22 protein-coding genes and 1 pseudogene are annotated in these 23,548 nt (G+C 74.0%); 18 read left to right on the top strand and 5 right to left on the bottom strand.

The genetic code is table 11. The features are described from left to right. Nucleotides 1-19: 19 nt before the first annotated feature. Nucleotides 20-1,477: an MFS transporter gene (locus CLV63_RS03105; RefSeq protein ID WP_106581343.1), complete on the bottom strand. Its 1,458-nt coding sequence runs from the start codon at nt 1,475-1,477 to the stop codon at nt 20-22. A gap of 132 nt (nt 1,478-1,609) precedes the next feature. On the opposite strand from CLV63_RS03105, the gene CLV63_RS03100 reads away from it, so the two are divergent. From CLV63_RS03100 to CLV63_RS03090, 3 genes are read left to right on the top strand one after another with little or no spacing between them, the layout of a single operon-like run. Next, nucleotides 1,610-2,827 (top strand): cytochrome P450, encoded by a 1,218-nt coding sequence (locus CLV63_RS03100; protein WP_106581342.1) that lies wholly within the window; start codon nt 1,610-1,612, stop codon nt 2,825-2,827. Then, a complete protein-coding gene (locus CLV63_RS03095; RefSeq protein WP_394339736.1) occupies nt 2,821-3,480 on the top strand; it encodes a TetR/AcrR family transcriptional regulator in 660 nt (219 codons plus the stop codon). The genes CLV63_RS03100 and CLV63_RS03095 overlap by 7 nt, the downstream gene beginning before the upstream one ends. 38 nt (nt 3,481-3,518) lie before the next feature. Continuing rightward, complete coding sequence (locus CLV63_RS03090; RefSeq protein ID WP_106581340.1) at nt 3,519-3,719, top strand: ferredoxin; 201 nt, start codon at nt 3,519-3,521, stop codon at nt 3,717-3,719. Between the two features lie 72 nt (nt 3,720-3,791). Here CLV63_RS03090 and CLV63_RS03085 read toward each other — a convergent pair. Then, nucleotides 3,792-5,044, bottom strand: a pseudogene (locus CLV63_RS03085) (PepSY-associated TM helix domain-containing protein). Nucleotides 5,045-5,526: 482 nt separating this feature from the next. On the opposite strand from CLV63_RS03085, the gene CLV63_RS03080 reads away from it, so the two are divergent. The 6 genes from CLV63_RS03080 to CLV63_RS03055 all read left to right on the top strand — a co-directional run bounded on the left by CLV63_RS03080 (nt 5,527) and on the right by CLV63_RS03055 (nt 12,047). Further along, nucleotides 5,527-6,123: a hypothetical protein gene (locus CLV63_RS03080; protein ID WP_106581339.1), complete on the top strand. Its 597-nt coding sequence runs from the start codon at nt 5,527-5,529 to the stop codon at nt 6,121-6,123. Nucleotides 6,124-6,366: 243 nt separating this feature from the next. Next, a complete protein-coding gene (locus tag CLV63_RS03075) occupies nt 6,367-7,302 on the top strand; it encodes a sigma-70 family RNA polymerase sigma factor (RefSeq protein WP_106581338.1) in 936 nt (311 codons plus the stop codon). Between the two features lie 197 nt (nt 7,303-7,499). Then, nucleotides 7,500-8,108, top strand: a complete 609-nt coding sequence (locus CLV63_RS03070) for an SCO family protein (protein WP_245928538.1) — start codon at nt 7,500-7,502, stop codon at nt 8,106-8,108. A gap of 266 nt (nt 8,109-8,374) precedes the next feature. Then, a complete protein-coding gene (locus tag CLV63_RS03065) occupies nt 8,375-8,782 on the top strand; it encodes a copper chaperone PCu(A)C (protein WP_106581337.1) in 408 nt (135 codons plus the stop codon). Nucleotides 8,783-8,906: 124 nt separating this feature from the next. After that, nucleotides 8,907-10,205 carry a Dyp-type peroxidase gene (locus tag CLV63_RS03060; RefSeq protein ID WP_106581336.1) on the top strand — a complete coding sequence of 433 codons (1,299 nt, stop codon included), beginning with the start codon at nt 8,907-8,909 and terminating at the stop codon, nt 10,203-10,205. 411 nt (nt 10,206-10,616) lie between these two features. Then, on the top strand, nt 10,617-12,047 hold the full coding sequence (locus tag CLV63_RS03055) for a haloacid dehalogenase-like hydrolase (RefSeq protein ID WP_211301126.1): 1,431 nt from the start codon (nt 10,617-10,619) through the stop codon (nt 12,045-12,047). A 34-nt stretch (nt 12,048-12,081) separates the two neighbouring features. Here CLV63_RS03055 and CLV63_RS03050 read toward each other — a convergent pair whose 3' ends face one another. Next, nucleotides 12,082-12,453: a VOC family protein gene (locus CLV63_RS03050; protein ID WP_106581335.1), complete on the bottom strand. Its 372-nt coding sequence runs from the start codon at nt 12,451-12,453 to the stop codon at nt 12,082-12,084. A gap of 247 nt (nt 12,454-12,700) precedes the next feature. Here CLV63_RS03050 and CLV63_RS03045 point away from each other — a divergent pair, with 247 nt between their 5' ends. After that, on the top strand, nt 12,701-13,519 hold the full coding sequence (locus tag CLV63_RS03045) for an SAM-dependent methyltransferase (RefSeq protein WP_106581334.1): 819 nt from the start codon (nt 12,701-12,703) through the stop codon (nt 13,517-13,519). Between the two features lie 102 nt (nt 13,520-13,621). Here the strand turns inward: CLV63_RS03045 and CLV63_RS03040 are convergent, their stop codons facing one another. Continuing rightward, nucleotides 13,622-14,608 (bottom strand): LacI family DNA-binding transcriptional regulator, encoded by a 987-nt coding sequence (locus tag CLV63_RS03040; protein WP_211301125.1) that lies wholly within the window; start codon nt 14,606-14,608, stop codon nt 13,622-13,624. Nucleotides 14,609-14,754: 146 nt separating this feature from the next. Between CLV63_RS03040 and CLV63_RS03035 the strand changes: the two genes are divergently transcribed. The 8 genes from CLV63_RS03035 (at nt 14,755) to CLV63_RS03000 (ending at nt 21,899) form a co-directional block, all read left to right on the top strand. Then, nucleotides 14,755-15,618 (top strand): BtpA/SgcQ family protein, encoded by an 864-nt coding sequence (locus CLV63_RS03035; RefSeq protein WP_106581332.1) that lies wholly within the window; start codon nt 14,755-14,757, stop codon nt 15,616-15,618. Further along, nucleotides 15,615-16,580, top strand: a complete 966-nt coding sequence (locus CLV63_RS03030; RefSeq protein ID WP_106581331.1) for a carbohydrate kinase family protein — start codon at nt 15,615-15,617, stop codon at nt 16,578-16,580. Before CLV63_RS03035 ends, CLV63_RS03030 begins: the two co-directional genes overlap by 4 nt. Next, nucleotides 16,577-17,590, top strand: coding sequence for a substrate-binding domain-containing protein (locus CLV63_RS03025; protein ID WP_106581330.1), 1,014 nt, complete (start codon nt 16,577-16,579; stop codon nt 17,588-17,590). The genes CLV63_RS03030 and CLV63_RS03025 overlap by 4 nt, the downstream gene beginning before the upstream one ends. 2 nt (nt 17,591-17,592) lie before the next feature. Beyond that, entirely contained in the window at nt 17,593-18,348 is a 756-nt protein-coding gene (locus CLV63_RS03020) for an ATP-binding cassette domain-containing protein (RefSeq protein ID WP_106581329.1), read from the top strand. Further along, nucleotides 18,345-19,379, top strand: coding sequence for an ABC transporter permease (locus CLV63_RS03015; protein ID WP_106581328.1), 1,035 nt, complete (start codon nt 18,345-18,347; stop codon nt 19,377-19,379). Before CLV63_RS03020 ends, CLV63_RS03015 begins: the two co-directional genes overlap by 4 nt. Continuing rightward, complete coding sequence (locus CLV63_RS03010) at nt 19,376-20,419, top strand: phosphotriesterase family protein (RefSeq protein WP_106581327.1); 1,044 nt, start codon at nt 19,376-19,378, stop codon at nt 20,417-20,419. The genes CLV63_RS03015 and CLV63_RS03010 overlap by 4 nt, the downstream gene beginning before the upstream one ends. Nucleotides 20,420-20,517: 98 nt before the next feature. Beyond that, nucleotides 20,518-21,264: a glutamine amidotransferase gene (locus CLV63_RS03005; protein ID WP_106581326.1), complete on the top strand. Its 747-nt coding sequence runs from the start codon at nt 20,518-20,520 to the stop codon at nt 21,262-21,264. After that, on the top strand, nt 21,264-21,899 hold the full coding sequence (locus CLV63_RS03000) for a TenA family protein (protein ID WP_106581325.1): 636 nt from the start codon (nt 21,264-21,266) through the stop codon (nt 21,897-21,899). Before CLV63_RS03005 ends, CLV63_RS03000 begins: the two co-directional genes overlap by 1 nt. A 114-nt stretch (nt 21,900-22,013) precedes the next feature. Here the strand turns inward: CLV63_RS03000 and CLV63_RS02995 are convergent, their stop codons facing one another. Beyond that, nucleotides 22,014-23,546, bottom strand: a complete 1,533-nt coding sequence (locus CLV63_RS02995; RefSeq protein ID WP_106581324.1) for a tripartite tricarboxylate transporter permease — start codon at nt 23,544-23,546, stop codon at nt 22,014-22,016. Nucleotides 23,547-23,548 lie beyond the last annotated feature (2 nt).

Below are 23,548 nucleotides of genomic sequence, written 5' to 3'. Positions count from 1 at the left end.
GGCCGGGCGGGACGGGCCGTCAGCCCCCTTGCGCGCGGCCCGCGCCGCCCGCACCGCTCGCTGCGCGCCGCCCGGGGAGGAAGGCCGCGACGGCGAAGGCGGCGAGCGCCGCGACCGCGCCGATGCCCAGCACGACGCTGAACGCGCCCTGCGCGGGGACGTCGGCGGGACCCAGCGGGACGGTCATGTGCGCGAGGACCACTCCCGCGACCGCGCTGGCGACGGAGGTGCCGATGGACCGCATGAGAGTGTTGAGGCTGTTGGCCGCGGCGGTCTCCGAGGTCGGCACGGCGGCCATGACGAGTGCGGGCATGGCGCCGTAGGCGAGTCCGATCCCGGCGCCGATGACCGTGGAGGCGAGCATGAGCTGCCAGATGGCGGACATCAGCACGAGGCTCAGGCCGTACCCTGCCGCGACGACGAGGGCGCCCACCATCAGGGTCACCTTGGGGCCCAAGGTCCGGGAGATCCGCGCGGAGACCGGCGCCATCGCCATCATCACCAGCCCGTTCGGCGCCATCACCAGGCCCGCGACGAGGATCGTCTGCCCGAACCCGTACCCGGTCGCCTCCGGCAATTGGAGGAGCTGCGGGATGACCAGGGACATCGCGAACATGGCGAACCCGAACACCATGGAGGCGGTGTTGGTGAGCAGCACTTGGCGGCGGACGGAGGTGCGCAGGTCGACCAGCGGCTGCGATGTGCGCAGTTCCCACCAGCCCCACACCAGCAGGACGGCCGCTGCGGCGGCGAGCAGCCCCAGCGGCAGGCCGCTGCCCCACCCCCAGTCGGACCCCTTGGAGATCGCGAGCAGCAGGCACAGCAGCGCGATCGACAGGCCCACGGCGCCCGGCAGGTCGAACCGGCCGCCGGTGCGGACCCGCGACTCCGGGACGAGGGTGCGGACCAGGACGGCCGCCGCGGTCGCCAGGACGGCGGAGGCCCAGAACAGCATGTGCCAGTCGGCCTTCTCGGCGATGAGCGCGGCGGCGGGCAGGCCGAGCGCCCCTCCGACGCCGAGTGAGGCGCTCATCAGCGCGGTCGCCCCGCCGAGCCGCTCCGGGGGCAGTTCGTCGCGCATGATGCTGATCCCCAGCGGGATGACCCCGGCGGCGAGCCCTTGCAGGGCCCGGCCGACGACCATCGGCACGAGGCTGGTGGACAGGGCGCAGAGCACCGAGCCCGCGATCAGCGTCACGAGGCTGAACAGCAGCATGCGCCGCTTGCCGTACATGTCGCCGAGCCGGCCGACGGTCGGGGTGGCGACCGCCGCGGCCAGCAGGGTGGCGGTGATCGCCCAGGCGGTGTCGGACGCGGAGGCGCCGAGGAGGCCGGGCAGTGTGGGCACCAGCGGGATGACGAGGGTCTGCATGAGCGAGACGACGATCCCGCTGAAGGCCAGCACCGAGACGACGGCGTTGGGGCGCACCGCCGCCGGAGCGTCCGCGCCGGGCGGTGTGCTGAGGGTCTGGGTCATCGGATGGGCGCTCCCGCTTCGGTCGCCGGGGTCAAGGCACGGACGCTGATTAAGTCAGTCGCTTGACTTAGATTAGCAGTGGCGTTTTACTGGTCGGCACGCCCGAGGTCGACGACACAGGAGGTCGCAGCGGTGACTCAGGCCGACGAGCAGGTGCTGCCCTACCCGATCCCCGCCCCGGGCGCGTTGGAGCCCCCGGCCGAGTGGGAGGGGCTGCGGCAGGGGTGCCCGGTCGCACGGGCGAAGCTGCCCAGCGGCGACGAGGTCTCCCTCATCACCCGCTACGACGACGTCAAACAGGTCCTGTCCGACATCCGGTTCGGGCGGCAGCTGAACGAGCCCGGCGCGGCCAGGATCAGCGACACCGAGTCCGGCGGCCTGTTCAACAGCGAGATGTCCGACGCCCTGCCCCAGAGCGGGCCGGGCCACCAGCGGTGGCGGCGCCTGGTGAACCGGTGGTTCACCGCCAAGCGGATGGCCGCCCTGCGCCCGCAGATCGAGGCGATGGCCGAGCAGCTCGTCGACGCGATGGTCGAGAACGGGCAGCCCGCCGACCTGAAGGCCGGCCTGGGCTTCCCGCTGCCGGTCTGGGTCATCTGCGACATGCTCGGCGTACCGACCGCCGACCGGGACCGCTTCTCCCGCTGGTCCGACATGTTCCTCAACCTCACCCGCTACACCGGCGCGGAGGTCGCGACCGCCGAGTCCGAGTTCTTCTGCTACATGTCCGGCCACATCGCCGACAAGCGGGAGCGGCCAGGCGACGACGTGCTCAGCGAGCTGATCACCGCCACCGACTCCGAGGGCGAGCGGATGTCCGACCGGGTCCTCGCGGCCACCGGCCTGGGGCTCCTCATCGCCGGGCACGAGACCACCGCGAACATGATCGGCAAGATGGTCGCCATGCTGCTGGCCGACCGGCGGCGCTGGGAGCGGCTGCTCGCCGACCCGGCCCTGGTCCGCACCGCCGTCGAGGAGTCGCTGCGCTCCGACGCCAACGCCGGGCTCGGCATGGTCCGCTACCTCAACGAGGACGTCGAGGTCGCCGGTGCGGCCCTGCCGCGCGGAACGACCGTGATGTGCAGCATGGCCGCCGCCAACCGCGACACCGCCGCGTTCCACGACGCCGACGAGATGGACCTCGCCCGCAGCCCCAACCCGCACCTGGCCTTCGGAACAGGCGCGCACTCCTGCCTGGGGCAGGCGCTGGCCCGCACCGAACTCCAGGTGACACTGGAGGTGCTGCTGCGCCGGCTCCCGTCACTGGAGCTCGCGGTCCCCGCCGCGGAGCTGCGCCCGCTGGACGGGCTCGTGGTCGGCGGGCTGCGCGAAGTCCCGGTACGGTGGTGACCGTGACCAGCAGGACGGCGCGGTCCGACCGGGTCGCGGCCACGCGCGAACGGATCCTCGCAGCCGCCGAGCGGCTCTTCGCCGAGCACGGCGTCGCCGCGGTGTCCAACCGCCAGATCGGCGAGGCGGCGGGCCAGGGCAACAACACCGCGGTCGGCTACCACTTCGGCACAAAGGCCGACCTCGTCCGGGCGATCGTGCGCAAGCACACCGAGCAGGTCGAACTGCTCCGCGGCGCCATGGTGGCCCAGACCGGCGACTCCACCGAGGTGCGCGACTGGGTCGCGTGCATGGTGCGCCCGCCCACCCGGCACCTGGCCGACCTCGGCGCACCCACCTGGTTCGGCCGGTTCGGGGCGCAGGTCATGACCGACCCCGCCTACCGGGAGATCATGGTGCGGGAGTCCCTCGACTCCCCGTCGCTGCTCCGGACCACCGACCGTCTCAACGCCTGCCTGCCCGAACTGCCGCTGGACGTCCGGCTGGAGCGGGGCGACATGGCACGCCAGCTCATGGTGCACATGGTGGCCGAGCGCGAACTCGCCCTCGCCGAGAACGGCCCCACGCCGCGCGCCTCCTGGGAGGAGGCGGCCAACGGCCTGACCGACGCGCTCACCGGGCTCTGGCTGGCCCCCGTCACGCAATGGCCGTGACGGGGCGCGCCGACGGAACCGCGGACACGGGAGGACCCATGAAGGTCACGGTCGACGGGCAGAAGTGCTGCGGCGCGGGCGCATGCGTCATGACCGCGCCGGAGGTGTTCGACCAGCGGGACGACGACGGCACCGTGGTCCTGCTCGACGCACGGCCGCCGGCGGACCTGCACGCCGCCGTCCGCGAAGCCGCGGACATGTGCCCGACCGGCGCGATCGGCGCGGCAGGGGAGGGGTGACCCCGCCGGTCCGACCGGGATCGGACGGCGCCCGCGCCGCCCGGGGCCGGGACACGGCGGCGAGTAGTCGGATCAGGCCCCGCGGCGCGGCAGCCGGCCGAGCACGAGGTCGATGACCAGGAACACCAGCAGCGACACCCCCAGCACCGGCAAGAGGACGCCGACACCGGCCGCCGCGGCGCCGACAACGGCCTTGAGCCGCCAGGGCAGCGCCCGCCAGGTTCCGCGCGGCACCGGCCCGCCCAGGGCCGACCCGGCGAGGGGCCCGCGCCGCCACCACATGCGGTAGCCGAGCGCCATGACGGTGACCAGGCCCAGCGCGAGCGCGGTGAGCACGACCTGGTTGGCGACGCCGAACAGCAGTCCCATGTGCGCGTCGACACCCCAGCGGCTGAGCTTTGCCATCAGCGGGTAGTCGGCGAACCGCACCTCGTCGACGACCTCGCCCGTCGCGGGTGCGACCGCCACCGTGTCGACGCTGGTCGGCCAGTGCTTGTCGAGTTCGGCCACCGTGTAGACCCCGCCGTCGCCCGACGGGTAGGCGACCTCGACACCGCCGCCGACCCCGGCCTGCCGGGCGGCCGCCAGGACCCGGTCGACCCCCACGTCGACACCGACCGGCCCCGCCGCACCCGCCGGCGGCTCCGCGGCGACCTCGGGCGTCTCCCACGCCAGCGCGGCGCGGATCGCGGTGACGTTCTCCCCGGCGTACTGCGACCAGGTCAACCCGGTCGCGGACAGGAACAGCAGCCCGGCGAACAGCCAGCAGCCGACGGCTCCGTGGAACGACAGCGTCCGCCGCAGGCCGCGCGCCCGCGGTTCGGGCAGCAGGACGCCCCGCACGCGGCGGGAGCGGCGCCGCCGCGACACCCACAGCGCGACGCCGCCCGCGGCCACCAGCCACATCCAGCTCGCCGCGAGCTCGCTGTACACCCGGCCGGTATCGCCTAGATGCAGGTTGCGGTGCAGCAGGTCGATCCAGGTGCGCACCGGCAAGGCCCCGCTGCTGCCGTAGGAGTCCAGCGCGCCGCGGACCTCGCCGGTGTAGGGGTCGACGAACACGCCCAGCCGGTGGCTCTCCGCCAACCCTTCGACGTCGAACAGGACCCGGGTCGTGTCGCCGGGGCCCGGACCCGGCCGGACCGCGTTGAGGACACCCTCGGGTGGGCGTCCTGCGCCGCGGCGACCTGGTCGCGCAGCGGCAACCGGTCCTGTCCCACCGGGACGCGCAGCTGCTCGCCGTAGACCGCCTGTTCGAGCTGCGGGGTCCACACGTACAGCATCCCGGACACCGCCGCGACAAGGATGAAGGGGGCGACCAGCATACCGGCGTAGAAGTGCATCCGCAGCACCAGCGGGCGCAGCAGTGTCCACGCCGATGGTGCGTGGCCCGCGGCGGGCGGCCGCGATGCCGCCGCGGGGACGGTGCCGGAGTCGTCGTCGATGGCCACGTGGGCCCCCGTTCTTTCGCGCACGGTGCCGCGGCCGATCGCGGTGCGATGCCGGGCGTTCTGGGTCGTCCGTTCACCGGTAGTCGTCGGCCCCGGCGCCCGAATGGTTCCCGCGCGGAGTGCCGCTCTGCCGCGGCCCTGAGGGGCCGTCGGGGTCCCGGCCCGCTGCGGCCCTGCGGCCGCCGAAGCACATCCTGACCGGGACAAGCCAGACCGGCACCCCATCAGCCTCGGCGGCTTGGCGGCCTCTGCACCCCGGCAGCCTTGGCGGTCCGGCGGCCCGGTGGTGTCCCGGGCGGCGCTGCGGTCGCGGCCCGGGCGGACCCGGTTCCACCGTCCCGGGCGCCGGTGCGACGATGGGCGCCATAGTGTCCGCGAACGCGCAGTTCCGCACGGTACGCGCCGGGGTGTTCGCCACGGCGTGCGTCGGCGTGTCCGCAGGCGGGCACGCCGCGATGTCCGACCACGCGCTTCCCTGGGCCGGCCCCCTCATCGGGTTCGCCCTCGTGTTCGCGTGCGCACGGGCCGCCGCGGGCCGCGAACGAGGGCTCGGCGCCATCAGCGCGTGGATGCTGTGGGGGCAGTTGGCGCTGCACCTGCTGTTCAGCTACCTCCAGTCCACGCACACCGGCCCGGCCCAGCACGGGACGGCCGCGCCGGACGCGGCGGCAGCGGCCGACCAGGCGTCCGGGCCCGGAATGTTCGCAGCGCACGTCCTCGCAGCACTGGTCAGCGCATGGTGGCTGCGCCGCGGCGAGGCCGCGCTGTTCACGTTGCTGCGGTTGATCGCCGCGCTGCTGCTCACCTTCCTGCTGGTCCCGCAATGTCGCCCGGTCCACCGCTCACCGCGGCCGCTCCGACGCCGCCCGGACCGCAATGGCGGCAGGCGCGCGTCCCGGTACCTGCGGCACACCGTGGTACTGCGCGGACCCCCTCTGCTCCTCGCCGCCTGACCGCCTTCGCGCTCCGCGCCCGTCCCCGCCACCCCGGCGCGGGCCGGGCGGCGGTCCCGCGCGTCCCTTCACGCGGTCGGCGGCCGTCCCGGTCCTGATGGCGGTGTGCCCCGGCGGCGCGGGACGCCGGTCCTGCCACGCGCACCGCCCACTGACAGCACGTCGGCCGCGTCGAGCGCCGCGTGCGGTGCGCCGCTGCCCGCCTTGGAGTCGGCGCGGCGCTGCCAGCAGAGGAAGAGACCCATGGAGTCGACTCGCAGCACCCCTCCGAACCCATGCCCGCCAGGCCCTCCCGGCGACCCGCACACCGCAGCGGAGCGGCCCCGTCCGCCGCGCGGATGCGCCGCGGACGAGTCGGAACTGACGTCCCTGGCACTCGCGGCGCGCGACGGCGCCGCCGACGCCCTTGAACGGCTGATCGCGGCGACACGGGGCGACGTCGCCCGGTTCATCGGCCGCATGACCGACCCGCAGTCCGTCGAGGAGCTCACCCAGGAGACCTACATCCGGGCCATGCGCGGGCTGTCGCGGTACGCCGCGCGGTCATCGGCGCGCACCTGGCTGCTCGCCATCGCCCGCCACACCGTCGTCGACCGCTACCGGGCGATCGCGGCACGCCCCAAGACAACAGCCCTCGCGGCGGAGGACGCGCCGAGAGGCCGAATCCCGGGCGCCGCCGCGCGCATCGACGAGCAGGTGGCGCTCATGGACCTGCTCGCACGGCTGGACGAGCCGCGGCGCCGCGCGTTCGTACTGACCCAGGTGGAGGACTACTCCTACGCCGAGGTCGCGGCCATGGTCGCGGCCCCGCTGGGGACGGTTCGCTCCCGGGTGGCGCGGGCCCGCGGCGACCTGGTGCGGGCCCTGCGAGCAGCGGAGTCCCCCGAACGAGCGGAGCCGCGCCGTCTCCGGTCGGACCGGGCAGCCGAGCCCCCCGAGCGTGCGGAGTCGCGTCGCCTCCCGGCCCTGTCGGAACCTGCGGTGGAGTCTGCTGAGCGTGCGGAGTCGCGCCGCCTTCCGTTGGAATCCGCGGCCGAGCCCGGCGAGCGTGCGGAGCCGCGCCGTCTCCCTCTCTCGCCGGAACCCGTGGCTGAGCGGGCGGCGACCCCGGCGGGGCTCCGGACGGAGCACCGCGCGCGGCGCACCCGGCCGGACCGGCACCGGCGCGGGGCCGCCTGACCGGGACCTGTGCGGCCCGTCACGCAACCGACGCACGGGTCCTGGGAACTTCCGGCGTCCGGGCGCCGACTTCTCAAGGGTCGGTGCCCGGACGGCACCGGCACCGAACCGGCGGGCAGGCCGCCACCGGCAGCTAAGGAGACCACAACGTGCGCGCGCACACGCCAAGCCCTCGCCCCCCGCGACGCAGGGGCGCGGTGCGGACAACGACGGCGGTACTGGCCGGGCTGGCAGGGCTGGTGTTGGCGTCGGGATGCGCCGCCGGACCGGCGGGCGGCGGTACCGACCGCCCCGACTACTTCCTCGACGTCAAGGGCATGGCGGCGCCCGCCCAGGAGTTCACGACGGTCGGCGGCGAAAAGTGGGCGTTCCGCGACGTCGCCGAAGACCGCCTCACACTGCTGTACTTCGGCTACACGAGCTGCCCCGACGTATGCCCCACCACAATGGCCGACGTGGGGCTGGCCCTGGACGGCATCGGCGCCGACGCCGAGAAGGTGGACGTCGTCATGGTCAGCACCGACCCCGAACGCGACACCGACGAGCAGCTCCGCACCTGGCTGGACAACTTCGACCCCGACTTCGAGGGGGTGCGCGGCCCCATAGACGAGGTCGTCGCGGCGGCCGAAGACTACGGCATCCCCGTCGAGGCGCCGAAGCGGACCGGCGGCGACTACCTCGTCACCCATGGAGGACGCCTGGCCGTGCTCGTTCCCGGTGGCGACGCGATCGGGTTCTTCGACGAGGGCACCTCGGCCGAGCAGATGAGCGCCGTCCTGCCCGACCTGGTCAGGGAGAACCTGTGACCGCCGCACAGCCCTCACCCGTGCCTGCGCCCCGCACCGGATTCAGCACCGGATCCCGCGTTGTCTCCCGCTCCGGTGCCCGTACCTCGCCCCGAACCTCGCCTCGCGCCGGATCCCGCGCAGTTCCGAGTCGGGCCCGGTGCGCCGCTGCCGTCGCCCTCGCGGTCCTCGGCCTGGTCGGCTGCGCCGCGCAGGCGCCTCCCGGCGACCAAGGGCGCGCCCGCCCCGAGACCGGCCCGCCGAAAGGCGCCGCAGCATCGGGCGGGTTGCGCATCGAGGGCGCGTGGATCCCCGAACCGGCCACCCCCGACATGAGCACCGCCTACCTGAAGATCAACAACGGCGACGAGCGCGACGACGCGCTCATCGCCGCCGAGACCTCGGCGTCGGACGACACCGACCTCTGCTCCACCCCCAAGACCGACTCCGGCGCCGCGCGGATGCGCGTCGTCCCGGAGATCCCCGTCCCCGGCGGCGGCTCCACCGAACTCAAGTCCGGTGGCTTCCACCTGATGGTCAACGACATCGCCGACCCCCTCACCGTCGGCGACCGGGTGACGGTGACCCTGACCTTCGACAGCGGGACCGAGGTCGCGGTCGAGGCGCCCGTACTGGAACGCACGGCCGGCGGCGGCGCGGACGACACCGGGGGCGACCACACCGGACACCACTGACGGACCACGACCGGCGCCCCCGGGGCGCCCCGACACGGACGGCCATGACGCAACGCACGCACGACCCCACCGAGACGACGCCGTTGCCACCCGTTGGGCGGCGCGGTCTCTGCCATGGACGGCCATGACGGACCCCAGGCACGAGCCCACTGGCGCCACGCCGCGGCAACCCGTCTCCCGGCGCGGACTCATCGCGGGCTTGGGCGCCGCGGGATTCGCCGGCGTCGCCACCGGCGGCGGCGCGGGGGCGCTCGCCGCGCATCGGGAGGCCGCGGACACCGAGGTCCGTGCGCGCCGCCTGGCCATGGCGGGGCAGCGGTCGCGGGCGCACCCGACCCTCCAGCACGGGATCGCGGGCGCGGCGCCCGCGTTCGTCCACGTCGTCTCGGTCGACATCGCCGCGGACCACCGCACGGACCCCCGCTCCGCACGGTCCGCGGCGCAGCGGATCCTGCGTACCTGGACCACGCAGGCCCGGCGGCTGCACGAGGAGGGCCCGGCCGCGGTGCCGTCCGGCGCGGCGGCGGCCGGGCTGCTCCCGGCGTCCCTCATGGTCACGGTGGGCCTCGGCGGACGCCTCCTCGGCGCGATGGACATGGCGGCGCGGCGGCCCGAAGCGCTCGCGGAGCTGCCCGAGTTCGGCACCGACGACCTCCGCGCCGAATGGTGCGGCGGCGAACTGCTGCTCCAGGTCGGGGCGGAGGATCCGATGGTCCTCGGCGCCGCGGTGCAGCACCTGCTGTCCGCCGTCGCGGGGCTGGTCCGCGTGCGCTGGTCGCTGCGCGGCTTCCAGCGCACCGCCGCCGCTGCCGCCGAGCCCGCCGCGACCCCGCGCAACCTCATGGGGCAGATCGACGGCACGGCGAACCCGCCGCAGGACCGGGCACTGTTCGACACCACCGTCAGCGTGCGCGCGGGCAGTGCCGCGCACGGGTGGATGCGCGGCGGCAGCTACCTCGTCATCCGGCGGATCCGCATGCTGCTGGACGACTGGTACGGCGAGGACGCGGACCACCGGGAGCGCGTCCTCGGCCGCCGCCTCTCCAACGGCGCGCCACTGGGACGGCGGAACGAGGACGACCCCGTTCCGCCACCGTCTGCGCGCGGCGCGGACGGACGGCCGGTCATCCCCGCCGACGCCCACGTCCGGCGGTCCAGCCCGGAGAACAACCTCGGCGCACGGATGTTCCGCCGCGGCTACACCTACGACGAGGGCTGGCGCCCCGACGGGACCCGCGACGCCGGGCTGCTGTTCATGGCGTGGCAGGCCGACCCGCGGCGCGGGTTCGTCCCGGTGCAGCAGAGCCTCGCCGCCGACGACGCCCTCAACGCCTACATCCGCCACGAGGGCAGCGCCCTGTTCGCGGTCCCACCCGCCCCCACCGGCGACACCCCCATCGCCCAAGCCCTCTTCGCCCCATGAGTCAGAGCGAGCGGCGCGAAGCCACGCGACCGGCGCGATGCACCACTCCGAGGCCGGGGTCCCGGCCCTCGGGTACAGCGCTGCTGCTCTCGGGGATGCAGGTTCGGCGGGAAAACTCCGGCGTGATCCTCGATGCGCTTCGCGCGTAGACGCAGCCTGGGCCGGTGGTGCTCGCGCGGAGGTGCGTACTTTGACCACGCGCTCGGGGGTGAGGGCGTCCCAGGAGGAGGGCGTCCGGGGGCGAGGGCGTCCTCGACCCCAGGGGGGCCCGCGGCCTTTGCCCAGGGGCATTGGAGATGCGGGATCGCTCCGGCGTGGTAGCGCCGACCTTGGGCACTCTCTGGGTACATTGCGTCACAGTGCGTCCGGAACCGTGGGCGTACTGTTACTGCGCGAGGGCCGGAGGCCACGATGCACGGTCGGCTGCGGTGCACCGCCGCGATCCTGGTCGCGGCCGCGACCCTCGCCGTCCCCGGCACGGCGGGCGCGGCCCCTGGCACGGGCACGGATCCCGGCACGTTCGCGGTCCCCGGTACGGCGGGCACAGCCCGCGGCACGGTCCTCACGGTTCCCGGCACGGGTGCGGGCGCGGCTCGCGACCTAGCGGGTGCGGCCTCCGGGACGGTGGGTGCGGGTGCTGCGCCTGTGGTCTCCGATGCGGGGCGGCACTGTCCGCGCCTCTCGGCGAAGCTCGATTGGTACGGGGACAACCGCGCCGAACTCCAGCGGGTGATCGACCGGCGCGGGACGTGCGCGGGCGAGCGCCGCTCCGGCGATCGGCCGCCGGTCGCCGTGTTCGACTGGGACAACACCGTCACCAAGAACGACGTCACCGACGCGACCCTCGCGTGGGCGCTGCGCAACGACAAGCTCCTGCGGCCGCAGCGCTGGGGCGACCGCAGCCAATGGCTGTCCCCGGCGGCCGAGCGCGCGCTGACCCGCGCGTGCGGGACGGCGACGGGGCCGCGTGAAACCCTCCCCACGTCGACCGACACGGCGTGCGCCGACGAGATCTTCGAGATCCGCGAGAACGCCGCGACGATGAGCGGCGCACCGGCGTTCACGGGGGAGTGGGACCACCGGCGCACGGTGCCGGAGTACGCGTGGGTCCCGCAGCTCTTCAGCGGACGGACACCGGCCGAGCTGCGCGGCTACGCGCGCCAGGCCAGGGAGAAGAGCCTCGCCGCGCCGGTCGGCAGCACGCAGACCGTCGGCACCCGCACCCTGCCGGGCTACGTCCGCTACTACCCGCAGCAGGCCGACCTGATCCGCACACTGCGCTCGGCGGGCTTCGACGTCTACATCGTCTCCGCGGGGTCCGAACCGGTCACCGAGGTCTGGTCGGCCGGTGTCGGGATCGACAGCGAGCACACCATCGCCATCCGCAGCGTGCTCGACCGCGGCAGGATCACCAGCCGCAACGAGGGCTGCGGCGGGACCCCCGCCAGCAAAGGCGCCGACATCCCCTACATCGACGGCAAGCGCTGTCGGATCAACGAGGAGGTCTTCGGTGTGACCGGGGCGGCGGCGTGGGAGCGCCAGGAGCCCGCGCGGCGCATCGCGCTGGGCAGCGGGGACGCCGACACCGACGTCACCTTCGTCGGCGACGCCACGGACGCCCGCCTCGTGCTGAACCGGAACAAGAGCGAGATCATGTGCCGCGCCTACGACGACGCCGACGGCCGATGGCTCGTCAACCCCATGTTCATCGAGCCGCTCGCACCGAAGCCGGACCGCTACGCGTGCTCCACCGCCGGCTACACCCGGCCCGACGGGGCGACGGGCCCGGTCCGCAGGGACGACGGATCGGTCATCCCCGACCAGGCCGACACCGCGCACTGAGCGGCCGATGGCGCGCACTGGGCGGTCGGCGGCATTAACCGATGAGCGTCCCTTTGGGGCGGACCACGCAGAACTCGTTGCCCTCGGGGTCGGCGAGCACGGTCCACGATTCGGCACCGGTCTGCCCGACGTCGACGCGCCGGGCGCCGAGGGCGAGCAGCCGCTCGATCTCCGCGTCCCGCTCGGCCGCACCCGAGGTGAGGTCGAAATGGAGGCGGTTCTTGCCCGCCTTCGCGTCGGAGACGGGCATGAAGCAGATGCCGACCGGCGCGTTCACGTCGGTGCCGATCACCACCTCGCGCTCGCGTTCGGAGAGGATCCGCCACCCCAGGGCCTGCGCCCAGAACCGGGCGAGCGAGGGGAGGTCGTGTGCGTCGATGACGATGTGGTGCAGCGATACGGGCATGGCGCCCAATATGCCGCACGACCGCCCCCGGGTGCCCCCGGTCCCGGCCCGGGCCCGGCCGGCGTCCTCCGCGAGCGGACCCGCAACGGGTAGCGGTACACGGCCGCGCTCCGTGGCGGGACCGGGAAAAACGGGTACCAATTATTCGGTGCGTGATCGTGTTATACGCTGCACTTCCGCTTCCCTCGGCCCGTGAAAAGGCGGTCATACGGTGCATCGCGACGAAAACCAGCATGAATCATCTCCGGTGTCGCCCGCCCCCGACCCCGGCTTTCCGAGCATCGACGTCACAACCCCCACCACCGCGCGCATCTACGACTGGATGCTGCACGGCAAGGACAATTTCGAGGCCGATCAGCGGGCCGGGCGCGCCTTTCTCGACGTCGCCCCGCAATTGCGTCCCATCGCCCATTACAACCGCGCGTGGCTGGCCCGCGTGGTCGCGTACATGACGGCCGAATTGGGCCTCGACCAGTTCCTCGACATCGGCTCGGGGCTGCCCACGGTGCAGAACACCCACCAGGTCGCCCAGGGCATCAACCCCAAGGCGCGCGTCGTCTACGTCGACAACGACCCGGTGGTGCTGACCCACGGCCGCGCGCTCCTCGCCGACAACGACCGCACGACCGTGGCGACGGCCGACATCAGCGACCCCGATGCCATCATCAACGGCCCCGACACCCAGCGGATGCTCGACTTCTCCCGGCCCGTCGGCGTGCTCCTCATCGCGCTGGTCCACTGCATCCCCGACGAGCCCGACCCCGGCGGCCTCATCGGGCGCATCCTCGACGCGGTGCCCTCCGGCTCCGCGATCGCCTACTCCCACATCGTCTCCACCGAGCCCCGCGCGGCCGACGACCTCACCCGGATCGTGCTGGAGGCCACCCACGGGCACTGGGGCCGCGTGCGGACCCCGGCGGAGGCGCTCGCCTACATCGACCGGCCCGACCTCGAAGCGGTGGCGCCCGGCTTCGTCGACATCCGCACCTGGCACCCCGCCCCCGACGCCGAGGCCGCGACGGACGACCCCATCTGGGAGATCGGCGGTCTCGCCCGCAAGCTCTAGCATCGGCATCGGCATCGGCACCGGCACCGGCACCGGCGCCAGCGGTCCCGGGCCGCGCCGCGCGCCGCAGGGCGCGGCGGGGCCCGGCGCGCCCTGCGCGGGTCAGGTGCTGTCGCGGATCCGCAGCGCCGGGGCCAGCGCGATGTGCGCGGCCGTGCCGCCCGTCTCCGCAGCGTTGGCGAGGAGCCGCACCGCCTCGGCCGCGATGCGTTCGCGGGGCTGGTCGATCGTCGTCAGGGCCGGCTCGAACAGCGACGAGAAGTCGATGTCGTCGAACCCGGTGACCTTGATGTCGTCCGGTACCCGGACCCCGTTCTCGCGGCAGGAGCGCAGCGCGCCGAGGGCGATGAGGTCGTCGGCGCAGACGATCGCGTCGGGGCGCGGGCCCGACGCCAGCAGGTCGTTCGCCGCGCTGCGCCCCCACTGCATGGAGTACTCGCCCAGCAGGATCCACGCGTCCCGGGTCGCCACGCCGAGCCGGTCGGCCTGCGTGCGGAACCCGGAGAGCCGCAGCTCCGTCGATGAGTTGGTGAGGGTCGAGCTGATGAAGGCCGCCGAGCGGACCCCGCGCTCGGCCAGGTGCTCCATGACCAGGCGCATCGCCTGATGGTCGTCGACACCGACCCAGTCGGTGTCGGTCCCCGCCACGTGCCGGTCGAGCTGGACGAGGGGGGTCGCCGCCATCGTCGCCTCGATGGCGGCCCTGCTGCGGGTGCCGTGGCAGGGGCTGATGATGATGCCGTCGACCTGGCGCGCCGCGAGCGCCTTCAGGTGCGCCCCCTCGATTGCGGGGTCCTGGCGGGAGTCGCACAGCAGGAGCTGCATGCCCTCCTGGTGCAGCGCGTGCTCGACGCTCTCCACCAGTGAGGTGAAGAACGGGTTGGCGATGCTCGGCACCACCATGCCCACCGTGTCGGTGCGGCTGCGCCGCAGGGCGCTGGCGATGGAGTTGCCGGAGTAGCCGAGCTCCTGGGCGGCGCGGTCGACGCGGCGGCGGGACTCGGCCGAGACCGGGCGCGAACCGGAGAGCGCGCGGGACACGGTCGCCGTGGACACGCCGGCCCGTTCCGCGACGAGCGCGATGGTCACTTGGTGCAATCGATTGCCCTTCACCTTTCCATGCCGCGGCGGCGGGTCCCTCACGGGTTCCCAGCATAGGCATTGACGGCACCGAGCGTGGACCCGTAGGTTCTGGGGAAAATTTATGGCAATCGATTACATCCGGGGGAATCTCCATGAGTGTGCCCGACGACGGCGGCGTCTTCCCGCCGAAACCCGATGCGATCCGCGCCCTCTTCGGGGCGTCCGGCGTGATCATCGGGGCGGTGCACCTGCCGCCGCTGCCGGGCAGCCCGCACTACCGGGGGCAGCCGATGAACGAGATCGCCCGCTTCGCCGCCGAAGAGGCGACCGCCTACCTGGCAAACGGTTGCCACGGCGTCATCGTGGAGAACCACTGGGACATCCCGTTCCTCAAGCCGGGCGAGCACGGGTACGAGACCGCGGCGGCGATGGCCGTCGTCACCGCGCGTGTCCGCGAGTCCGCCGCCGGAGGGGTGGGGGTGAGCGTGCTCTCCAACGCCGCCGAGTGCTCCATCGCCTCCGCATGGGCCGCGGGGGCCGGGTTCGTCCGGGTCAACCAGTGGGCCAACGCCTACGTCGCCAACGAGGGGATCATCGAGGGGCAGGCGGCGCACGCGACCCGCTACCGGCACCGCATCGGCGCCGAGGGCGTCCACGTGTTCGCCGACGTGCACGTCAAGCACGGCTCGCACGCCATCGTCGCCGACCGGAGCCTGGCCGAGCAGACCGAGGACGCCGAGTTCTTCGACGCCGACGTGCTCATCGCGACCGGGTCGCGCACCGGCGACGCCGCGTCCGTCGACGAGGTCGAGGGGATCAAGGCGCACACCCGCCTCCCCGTCATCATCGGCTCCGGCATCTCCGCGGACAACATCGGCACGCTGCTGCCCGCCTGCGACGGCGTCATCGTGGCGTCCTCCCTCAAGGACAACGGCCGGTGGTGGGGGCGCGTGGACCCGCAGCGGGTCCGCGCCCTCACCACCGCCGCCGAGCGCGCCGGGGCCGGCATCCCGTGATCCTGTTCTGCGGATACGCCAACGTCGACGTCGTGGCCCGGATCCCGCGGCTGCCCGACGCCGGCGGCCGGGTCCACGCCGGCGCCATCGACCAGTGGCACGGCGGCATGGGCGCCAACGCCGCGGTCGCCGCCGCCCGCATGGGCGCGACGGCCGCGTTCGGCGGCGCGGTCGGGGCGGAGCCCGTCGACCGGGCGTTCCTCGCGGCGCTGTCCGCCGAGGGCGTGGACGTCGGCTGGTGCCACACCGACACCGCCGTGCCCACGGCCATCGTCCTCGTCACCCCCGACGGCGAGCGCGCCGTCATCAGCAGGGACGACGCGCTCAACGGTGAGCGGCTGGCGGCGGGGGTCCGCAGGCTCGCCGACTCCGGCGGCGGCTGGCTCTACCTCGACGGATACCGTTGGCCGGAGGCGGCGGACATCCTCGACGCCACCCCTGGTGCCGACCGCATCGGGGTGTTCGTCGACCTCGACGGGTGCGAGGACCCCGCCGCCGCCCGGGTCGCCCTCGACCGCGCCGACCACGCGACGGCGGGGCGCGCCCAACTCGCCGCTCTGTTCGGCGCGCCCGGCGGCGACCCCGCCGTGCTCGCCCGGCGGCACGCGACCGTGCTGGTCGCCACCGACGGCGCCGACGGCTGGCGGCTCGCCCGGCCCGACGGCGGATCGGTGCGGGGCGCCGCGATGCCGGTCGACGCCAGCGACGCGACCGGCGCGGGCGACTGCTTCGCCGGCTGCTACCTCGCCGCGATCGACGCGGGCGCCGACCCGGTCGACGCGGCCCGCACGGCCGCCGTCGCGGCGGCCCTGAGCTGCACCGTCCCCGGCGCCCGGGGCGCACCGCTGCGCGCCGAGGTCGACGCGCTCCTCGCGGGCGGCGCCGCAGCACCCGACGCAGCACCCGCCCCGGCACCCGAAGCACCCGATGACCGCGTCCCGCCGACACGGAGCACACCATGAGAGCACGAGCAGGAGCGGCGTTACTGGCAGTGCTGCTGGCCGTCGCCGCCACCGGCTGCGACACCGCGGTCCGCGAGCAGCAGGCCGAGGAGGCCGAGGCGGCGGCGCAGGGCCCGCCCGCGCCGACCGACATCCCCAAGGCGTGCGACGACAAGGGTCGGCCGCTGCGGATCGGGCTCGTCCCCATCAACCTCCAGGCGCTGTTCTTCAACCAGATCGTCAGCGGAGCCAAGCGCGTCGCCGACGAGGCGGGCGTCGGCCTCCAGGTCGTCAACGGGGACGACGACTCCGTGACCCAGGCCGACGCCGTCGCGAACCTCGCCGCCAAGGACGTGGACGCGATCATCGTGGACGCCGTGGACACCGAGGGGATCAAGCCCGCGATCCGCGACGCCGACGCCGCCGGCGTCCCCGTCGTGGCGGTGGACGCGACCGTCGACGACCCCGCCGTGTCCGTCCAGGTGGGCACCGACAACGCCGCGGGGGGCGCCGACATGGGCGACTTCCTCGCGAAGGAGTCCGGCGGCAAGGGCCGCGTGGACGTCGTCGGCGCGCTCAACAGCACCATCCAGCTCGAACGGCAGAAGGGCTTCGCAGAGGCCGCCGAAGACGGCGGGATGTCGGTCGGCACGGTCGTGGACGGCCGCAACATCCAGGAGGACGCCCAGACCGCGGCGGAGAACCTGCTCACCGGCAACCCCGACGCCCGCTTCGTCTACGCCACCGGCGAACCCGCCCTGATCGGCCTCGCCGCCGCGGTACGCGGCCAGGGCGCCACCGAAACGGTGCGGGTGGTCGGCTGGGACCTGTCCCAACCGGCGGTCGACGGGCTGCGCGCGGGCTGGGTCAGCGGGGTCGTCCAGCAGAACACCTTCGAGTTCGGACACCGGTCCATGGCCGCGGCGATCCGGCTGGCATGCGGCGCCGACGTCGACAAGAAGATCCCGGTCCCCACCGAGATCGTGACACCAGAGAACGTCCAGGACTACCTCTACTACCTGGAGAAGTGACCATGGCCGAGAAACCACCACTGGTCGAGCTGCGCGGGATCCGCAAGTCCTTCGGGGCGGTCACGTCGCTGAGCGGAGTCGACCTCACCGTCGGGGCGGGCGAGGTCCTGGGCCTGGTCGGCGACAACGGGGCGGGCAAGTCCACCCTGATGAAGATCCTCGCCGGTGCGCTCCAGCACGACTCCGGCGACATCGCCGTCAACGGGCGCACGGTCCGCCTGTCCAGCCCCGCCGACGCGCGGCGCGAGGGGATCGGGATCGTCTACCAGGACCTCGCCCTCTGCGACACCATCGACGTCGCCGGGAACCTGTTCCTGGGGCGGGAGCCGCGCAAAGGCCCGTTCATCGACCGGGCCGCCATGCACGCCGAGTCCGCGCGGATCCTCGCCGACCTGCACGTCCGGGTCAGCTCGACCCGCCAGGAGATCGGCCAGCTGTCCGGCGGGCAGCGCCAGACGGTCGCCATCGCCCGCGCCGTGTCCCTCGAACCGGACCTGCTGATCCTCGACGAGCCCACGGCGGCGCTCGCGGTCGCCGAGGTCGAGTCCGTGCTCCGGCTCATCGGCGACGTCGCGTCGCGCGGGGTCGGCGTCATCCTCATCACCCACCGCCTCCAGGACCTGTTCCGGGTCTGCGACCGCATCACGGTCATGTACGAGGGCCGCAGCGTCGACGACGCGCCGATCGGCGACCTGGACATCGAGAAGCTGGTCGCGATGATCACCCGGTCCGACCCGCAGAAGGAGGAGCGGCCATGACCGCCCGCACCGACACCGCGGCCCCGGCCGGGTCCGCGCCGCCGCGACTCTCGCCCGCTGTGCTGTGGCAGCGCGCGAACAAGTCCACCCTGCTCATGATCGGCGTCATCGTCGTGCTCTTCGGGGCGTTCGGGATCGCGTCGCCGACCTTCCTCACCTTCGGCAACCTGTCCAACCTCGCCACCCAGATCGCCCCGGCGGTCGTGGTCGGGGTCGCGATGACGTTCGTCATCACCTCCGGCCAGATCGACCTGTCCGTGGGTTCCACGGTGGCGTTCGTCGCCGCGACCAGCGCCGAACTGCTCGCCGCCGGGCTGGACTCCGCGCTGGTCATCCCCATCGGCATCGCGGCCGGCGCGTTCTGGGGGCTGGTGAACGGCTGGTTCGCCGCCTACCACCGCATCCCGCCGTTCGTCGTGACGCTGGCGACGATGTCGGTGATCCGCGGGATCGCGCTGCTGCGCACCGAGGGGTTCTCGGTGCCCATCGACAACCGGCTGTTCCTGGCCCGGATCGGCGACGCGAGCTTCCTCGGGTTCTCGGCGTCGGCGTGGATCGCGCTCGTCGTCGCGGTCGCCGGGGCGGTGCTGCTGTACACGACCCGCTTCGGCCAGTACATCACCGGGATCGGCTCCCAGGAGGAGTCGGTGCGCCGGGCCGGGGTCAACACCCGGCGGGTGAAGATGCTCGCCCTGGTGCTGTCCGGCAGCGCCGCGGGGGTCGCGGGGCTGCTCATCGCGGCGCGGCTGGGTTCCGGGTCGGCCAACTCGGCGCAGGGCTTCGAGCTGGTCGTCATCGCGGCGGTGGTCCTGGGCGGGACGGACCTCTTCGGCGGCCGCGGCACCATCGTCGGCACGCTGATCGGCGCCGTCATCACCGGTGCCATCGCCAACGGGCTGACCCTGCTCGGGATGAGCCCGTTCCTCACCCCGATCGTCACGGGCTGCGTCCTCATCCTCGCGATCTGGATCAACCTGCGCGGCCGCGACATGGCCGAGCTGGGGGCGCGGCTGCTGCGGAGGGGGTCATGACCCTGGTGCGGACGGTCACCGGGACCGTGCCCGCCGACGCGCTCGGGCTCACCCTCCCGCACGAGCACCTGGCCAACGACCTGCGCGCCGCCGTGGTGCCGCCCACCCGGCCGGACCTGGCGTTCCTCGCCGACGCGCCGGTGTCGGCCGAGGTCGCCTGGCTGCTGCGCGAGCAGCCGTACGCCTGCCGCGACCACTGCGTCCTGGACGACGCCGACGCCATGGCGGCGGACCTGCGGGGCTTCGCCGCGGCAGGGGGCCGCAGCGTCATCGACCTCACCCCGCCCGGCATCGGGCGCGACCCGCGGGCGCTGCGCGCGATCGCCGAGCGCACCGGGCTCAACGTGGTCATGGGGTCCGGGTGGTACCTGGAGCGGTTCCACCCGCCGCACCTGGCCGGGGCGGGGGCCGACGCGCTCACCGGCGAGCTCGTCGCCGAGTTCCGCCCCGCGGACCCCGGCGCGGTCGTCCCCGGCGTCATCGGCGAGATCGGGGTGTCGCCCGACTTCACCGCCGCCGAGCGCACCGCGCTGCGCGCGGCGTGCGCGGCCCAGCGCGAGGTGGGGGTGCCGCTGTTCGTGCACCTCCCCGGGTGGCAGCGGCGCGCCTTCGAGGTGCTGGAGATCGTCCTCGACGAGCAGGGGGTCGACCCCGGCGCGGTCGTCCTGTGCCACATGGACCCCTCCGGGGCCGACGCCGACTACCAGCGTGCGGTGGCCGACCGGGGGGTGTGGCTGGAGTTCGACATGATCGGGATGCCCTTCCGCTACCCCGGCGAGGGCCAGTCGCCCGCGCCGGGCGACACCGCGGCGGCGGTCGCCGCGCTGATCCGCGACGGGCACGCCGGCCGGCTGCTGCTCAGCCACGACGTCTTCCTGAAGAGCATGCTCACCCGCTACGGCGGCAACGGGTTCGGCTACGTCCCCGTCCTGTTCGCCGACCGCCTCACCGGGCTCGGGGTACCGGAGTCCCAGGTCCGCCGGCTCCTCGCGGAGAACCCCGGCACCCTCTTCACCCTCGCGGACGGCGGCACCGGGTGAGCCCGGGCGCCGCGTGCAGGGCGCCGCCGCCCCCGCACGCGCACCCGCGGCCGTGCGCCCGCAGGACCAGCACCACAACCGTTGCGAAAGGAGCCGACATGAGCAGAGTCCTCATCGCCGGCGAGAGTTGGATGACCGCGTCGACCCACGTCAAAGGGGTCGACTCCTTCACTGTGCACTCCTACGTCGAAGGCGTCGGGCCGCTGCGCGACGCGCTGACCGCCGCGGGGCACACGGTCGAGCACCTGCCGGCGCACCTCGTCCCATCCGCGTTCCCCGGCGACGCCGCGGCGCTGTCGGGCTACGACGTCGTCATCCTGTCCGACATCGGGGCCAACTCCATCCAGCTCGCCCCCGCCGTGTTCGACCGCTCCGAGCGCGGCGACGACCGGCTGGCGGCGCTCGCCGACTGGGTGGCCGCGGGCGGCGCCCTGATCATGATCGGCGGCTACCTGTCCTTCACCGGGTTCGAGGCGAAGGCGGCGTTCCGCCAGACCCCGCTCGCCGACGTCCTGCCCGTGGAGCTGCTGCCCGACGACGACCGGGTGGAGCTGCCCGCCGGCGCCGTCCCCGCGGTGGCCGACGCCGCGCACGCCGCGCTCGGCGGCGCGGGGGAGGACTGGCCGCACCTGCTCGGCTACAACAGGGTGCGCGCCAAGGACGGCGCGGCGACCCTCGCGACCGTCAACGGCGACCCGCTGGTCGTGGTCGGCGGGCACGGCGGCGGCCGCGCCGCGGTGTTCACCTCCGACTGCTCGCCGCACTGGGCGCCGCCGGCGTTCTGCGAGGAGTGGGCGGGCTACGGCCGCCTCTTCGACGGCCTCGTGCGCTGGGTCGCGAACTGATGGCGGGCTCGCGCAGCGAGCGGCTGCTGGCGGGGGCGGGCGACGCGCTCACGGCGTCCGCGCGGGTCCGGCTGGTCGAGGAGGCCACGGCGGGCACCCTCGACCCGCCGTCCTTCGCCCGGTACCTGCTGATCGAGGAGGGGTTCGTGCACACGGCGGCGCGGATCCTCGGCGCCGCCGTCCGGCACGCGCCGGGGTGGCGCGCCGTGACCGGCCACGCCGCCTCGCTGCACGGCCTGGTCACCGAGCAGAGCGACTACTTCGCGGAGGTGCGCCGGGACCGGCCCGTTCCGGCCGAGGACGCCGCGGCCTGCCTGCGCCGGGCGGCGCCCCTGTCGGAGACCGCGCTGCGGGCGGCCGAGCAGGGCTACCCCGCCATCGTCACCTCGCTGTTCGCCGCCGAGCACCTGTACGCCACGTGGTGCGCGCGGGCCGTCGACGTGCCGGCCGCGCGCCCGGACGCGGTGCAGGAGTGGATCGAGCTGCACGCGCGCCCCCCGTTCACCGACCAGGTCGCGTTCCTGCGGGCCGAGGTCGACGCGCTGGGCGGCGACGTCTCCGACGGCGACGTGCACCACTGGTTCACGGCGATGCTGCACGCGGAGGACCGCTTCCACGACGCGGTCTACGCCTGATCCCGGCCCGCTGCCCGCGGCGGCCCCGCTCCGCGCGGCCGCCGCGGGCAGCGGCGCGCGGTGCGGAGCGGGTGCGGTTCGGTGCGGTCAGCGGGCCGGGTCGGTTCGGCGCGCTCAGGAGTCGGCGGGCTCCGTCCGCCGCTCCGGGCCGCCGCCCGACCGCGGGCGGCGCGCCCGGAGCAGGGCCCGGCCCGCCGGCCACAGCAGGATGAGGGCGATGACCGCATAGACCCCGATGCTGAGCGGGGAGGTCACCAGGCCGGTGAGGGCGCCGTCGCTGAGCTGGAGGGCCCGGCGCAGTTGCAGTTCCGCCATGGGGCCCAGGATCGACCCGACGATGAGCGGGATGACGGGCAGCCCGAAGCGCCGCATCATGAAGCCGAGCGCGCCGAGCAGCAGCAGGAGCAGCAGGTCCAGCGCCGAGGCGTTCACCGCGTACATGCCCACGCTGGCGAAGAACAGGATCCCGGCGTACAGGTAGGGCCGCGGGATGTGCAGGAGCTTCGCCCACAGCGGCGCCAGCGGCAGGTTGAGGACGAGCAGCATCGCGTTGCCGATGAACAGGCTGGCGATCAGCCCCCACACCAGCTCGGGTTCGCGCTCGAACAGCAGCGGCCCAGGTTGCAGGCCGTACTGCTGGAACGCGCTGAGCATCACCGCGGAGACCGCTGTCGTGGGCAGCCCCAGCGCCAGCAGCGGCACCATCACCCCGGCGGCGGAGGAGTTGTTCGTGGCCTCCGGCCCGGCGACGCCCTCGATGGCGCCGTGGCCGAACTCCTCGGGGTGCTTGGAGAGGCGGCGTTCCAGGATGTACGACAGGAACGTGGGCAGCTCCGACCCGCCGGCGGGCAGCGCGCCGAACGGGAAGCCGAGGAAGCTGCCGCGCAGCCACGGCTTCCAGGACCGGCGCCAGTCCGCGCGCCCCATCCACACCCGGCCCACGCCGACCACTGCCGCGGGGGTTCGGCGCAGCCGGGAGGCCACCCACAGGGCTTCGCCGACCGCGAAGACGCCCACGGCGACGATGACGACGTCGATCCCGTCGGCGAGCTGCGGGATCCCGTAACTGAGGCGGTTCTGCCCGGTGGTCGGGTCCAGTCCGACGAGGCCGATGGACAGCCCGATCCCCAGCGACGCGAACCCCCGGATGGCGGAGGAGCCGAGGACCGAGCACGCCGCGACGAACGCCAGCAGCATCACGGCGAAGTAGTCGTCGGCGCCGAAGGTCAGCGCGAGCGCGACCATCACCGGGGCGAACAGCACCAGCAGGGCGGTGCCGATGCTGCCCGCGATGAACGACCCGATCGCCGCCGTCGCCAGCGCCTGGGCGGCCCGGCCCCGCTTGGCCATCTTGTTGCCTTCGACGGCGGTCATGACCGAGGACGACTCGCCGGGCGTGTTGATCAGGATCGATGTGGTGGACCCGCCGTACATGCCGCCGTAGTAGATGCCGGCGAACATGATGAACGCGCCGACCGGGTCCAGGCCGTAGGTGATGGGCAGCAGCAGGGCGACCGCCATGGCCGGCCCGATGCCGGGCAGGACGCCGATGGCGGTGCCCAGGGCGACGCCGATCAGCGCGTAGAGCAGGTTCACCGGGGTCAGCGCGGTGGCGAACCCGCCGAGCAGGTCGACGAGGGCGTCCATCG

This window comes from Murinocardiopsis flavida, from assembly GCF_003014485.1.
Lineage (GTDB): Bacteria > Actinomycetota > Actinomycetes > Streptosporangiales > Streptosporangiaceae > Murinocardiopsis > Murinocardiopsis flavida.
Note: the sequence above shows the minus strand (reverse complement) of the source record. Positions and strands in the feature narration are given on the sequence as shown.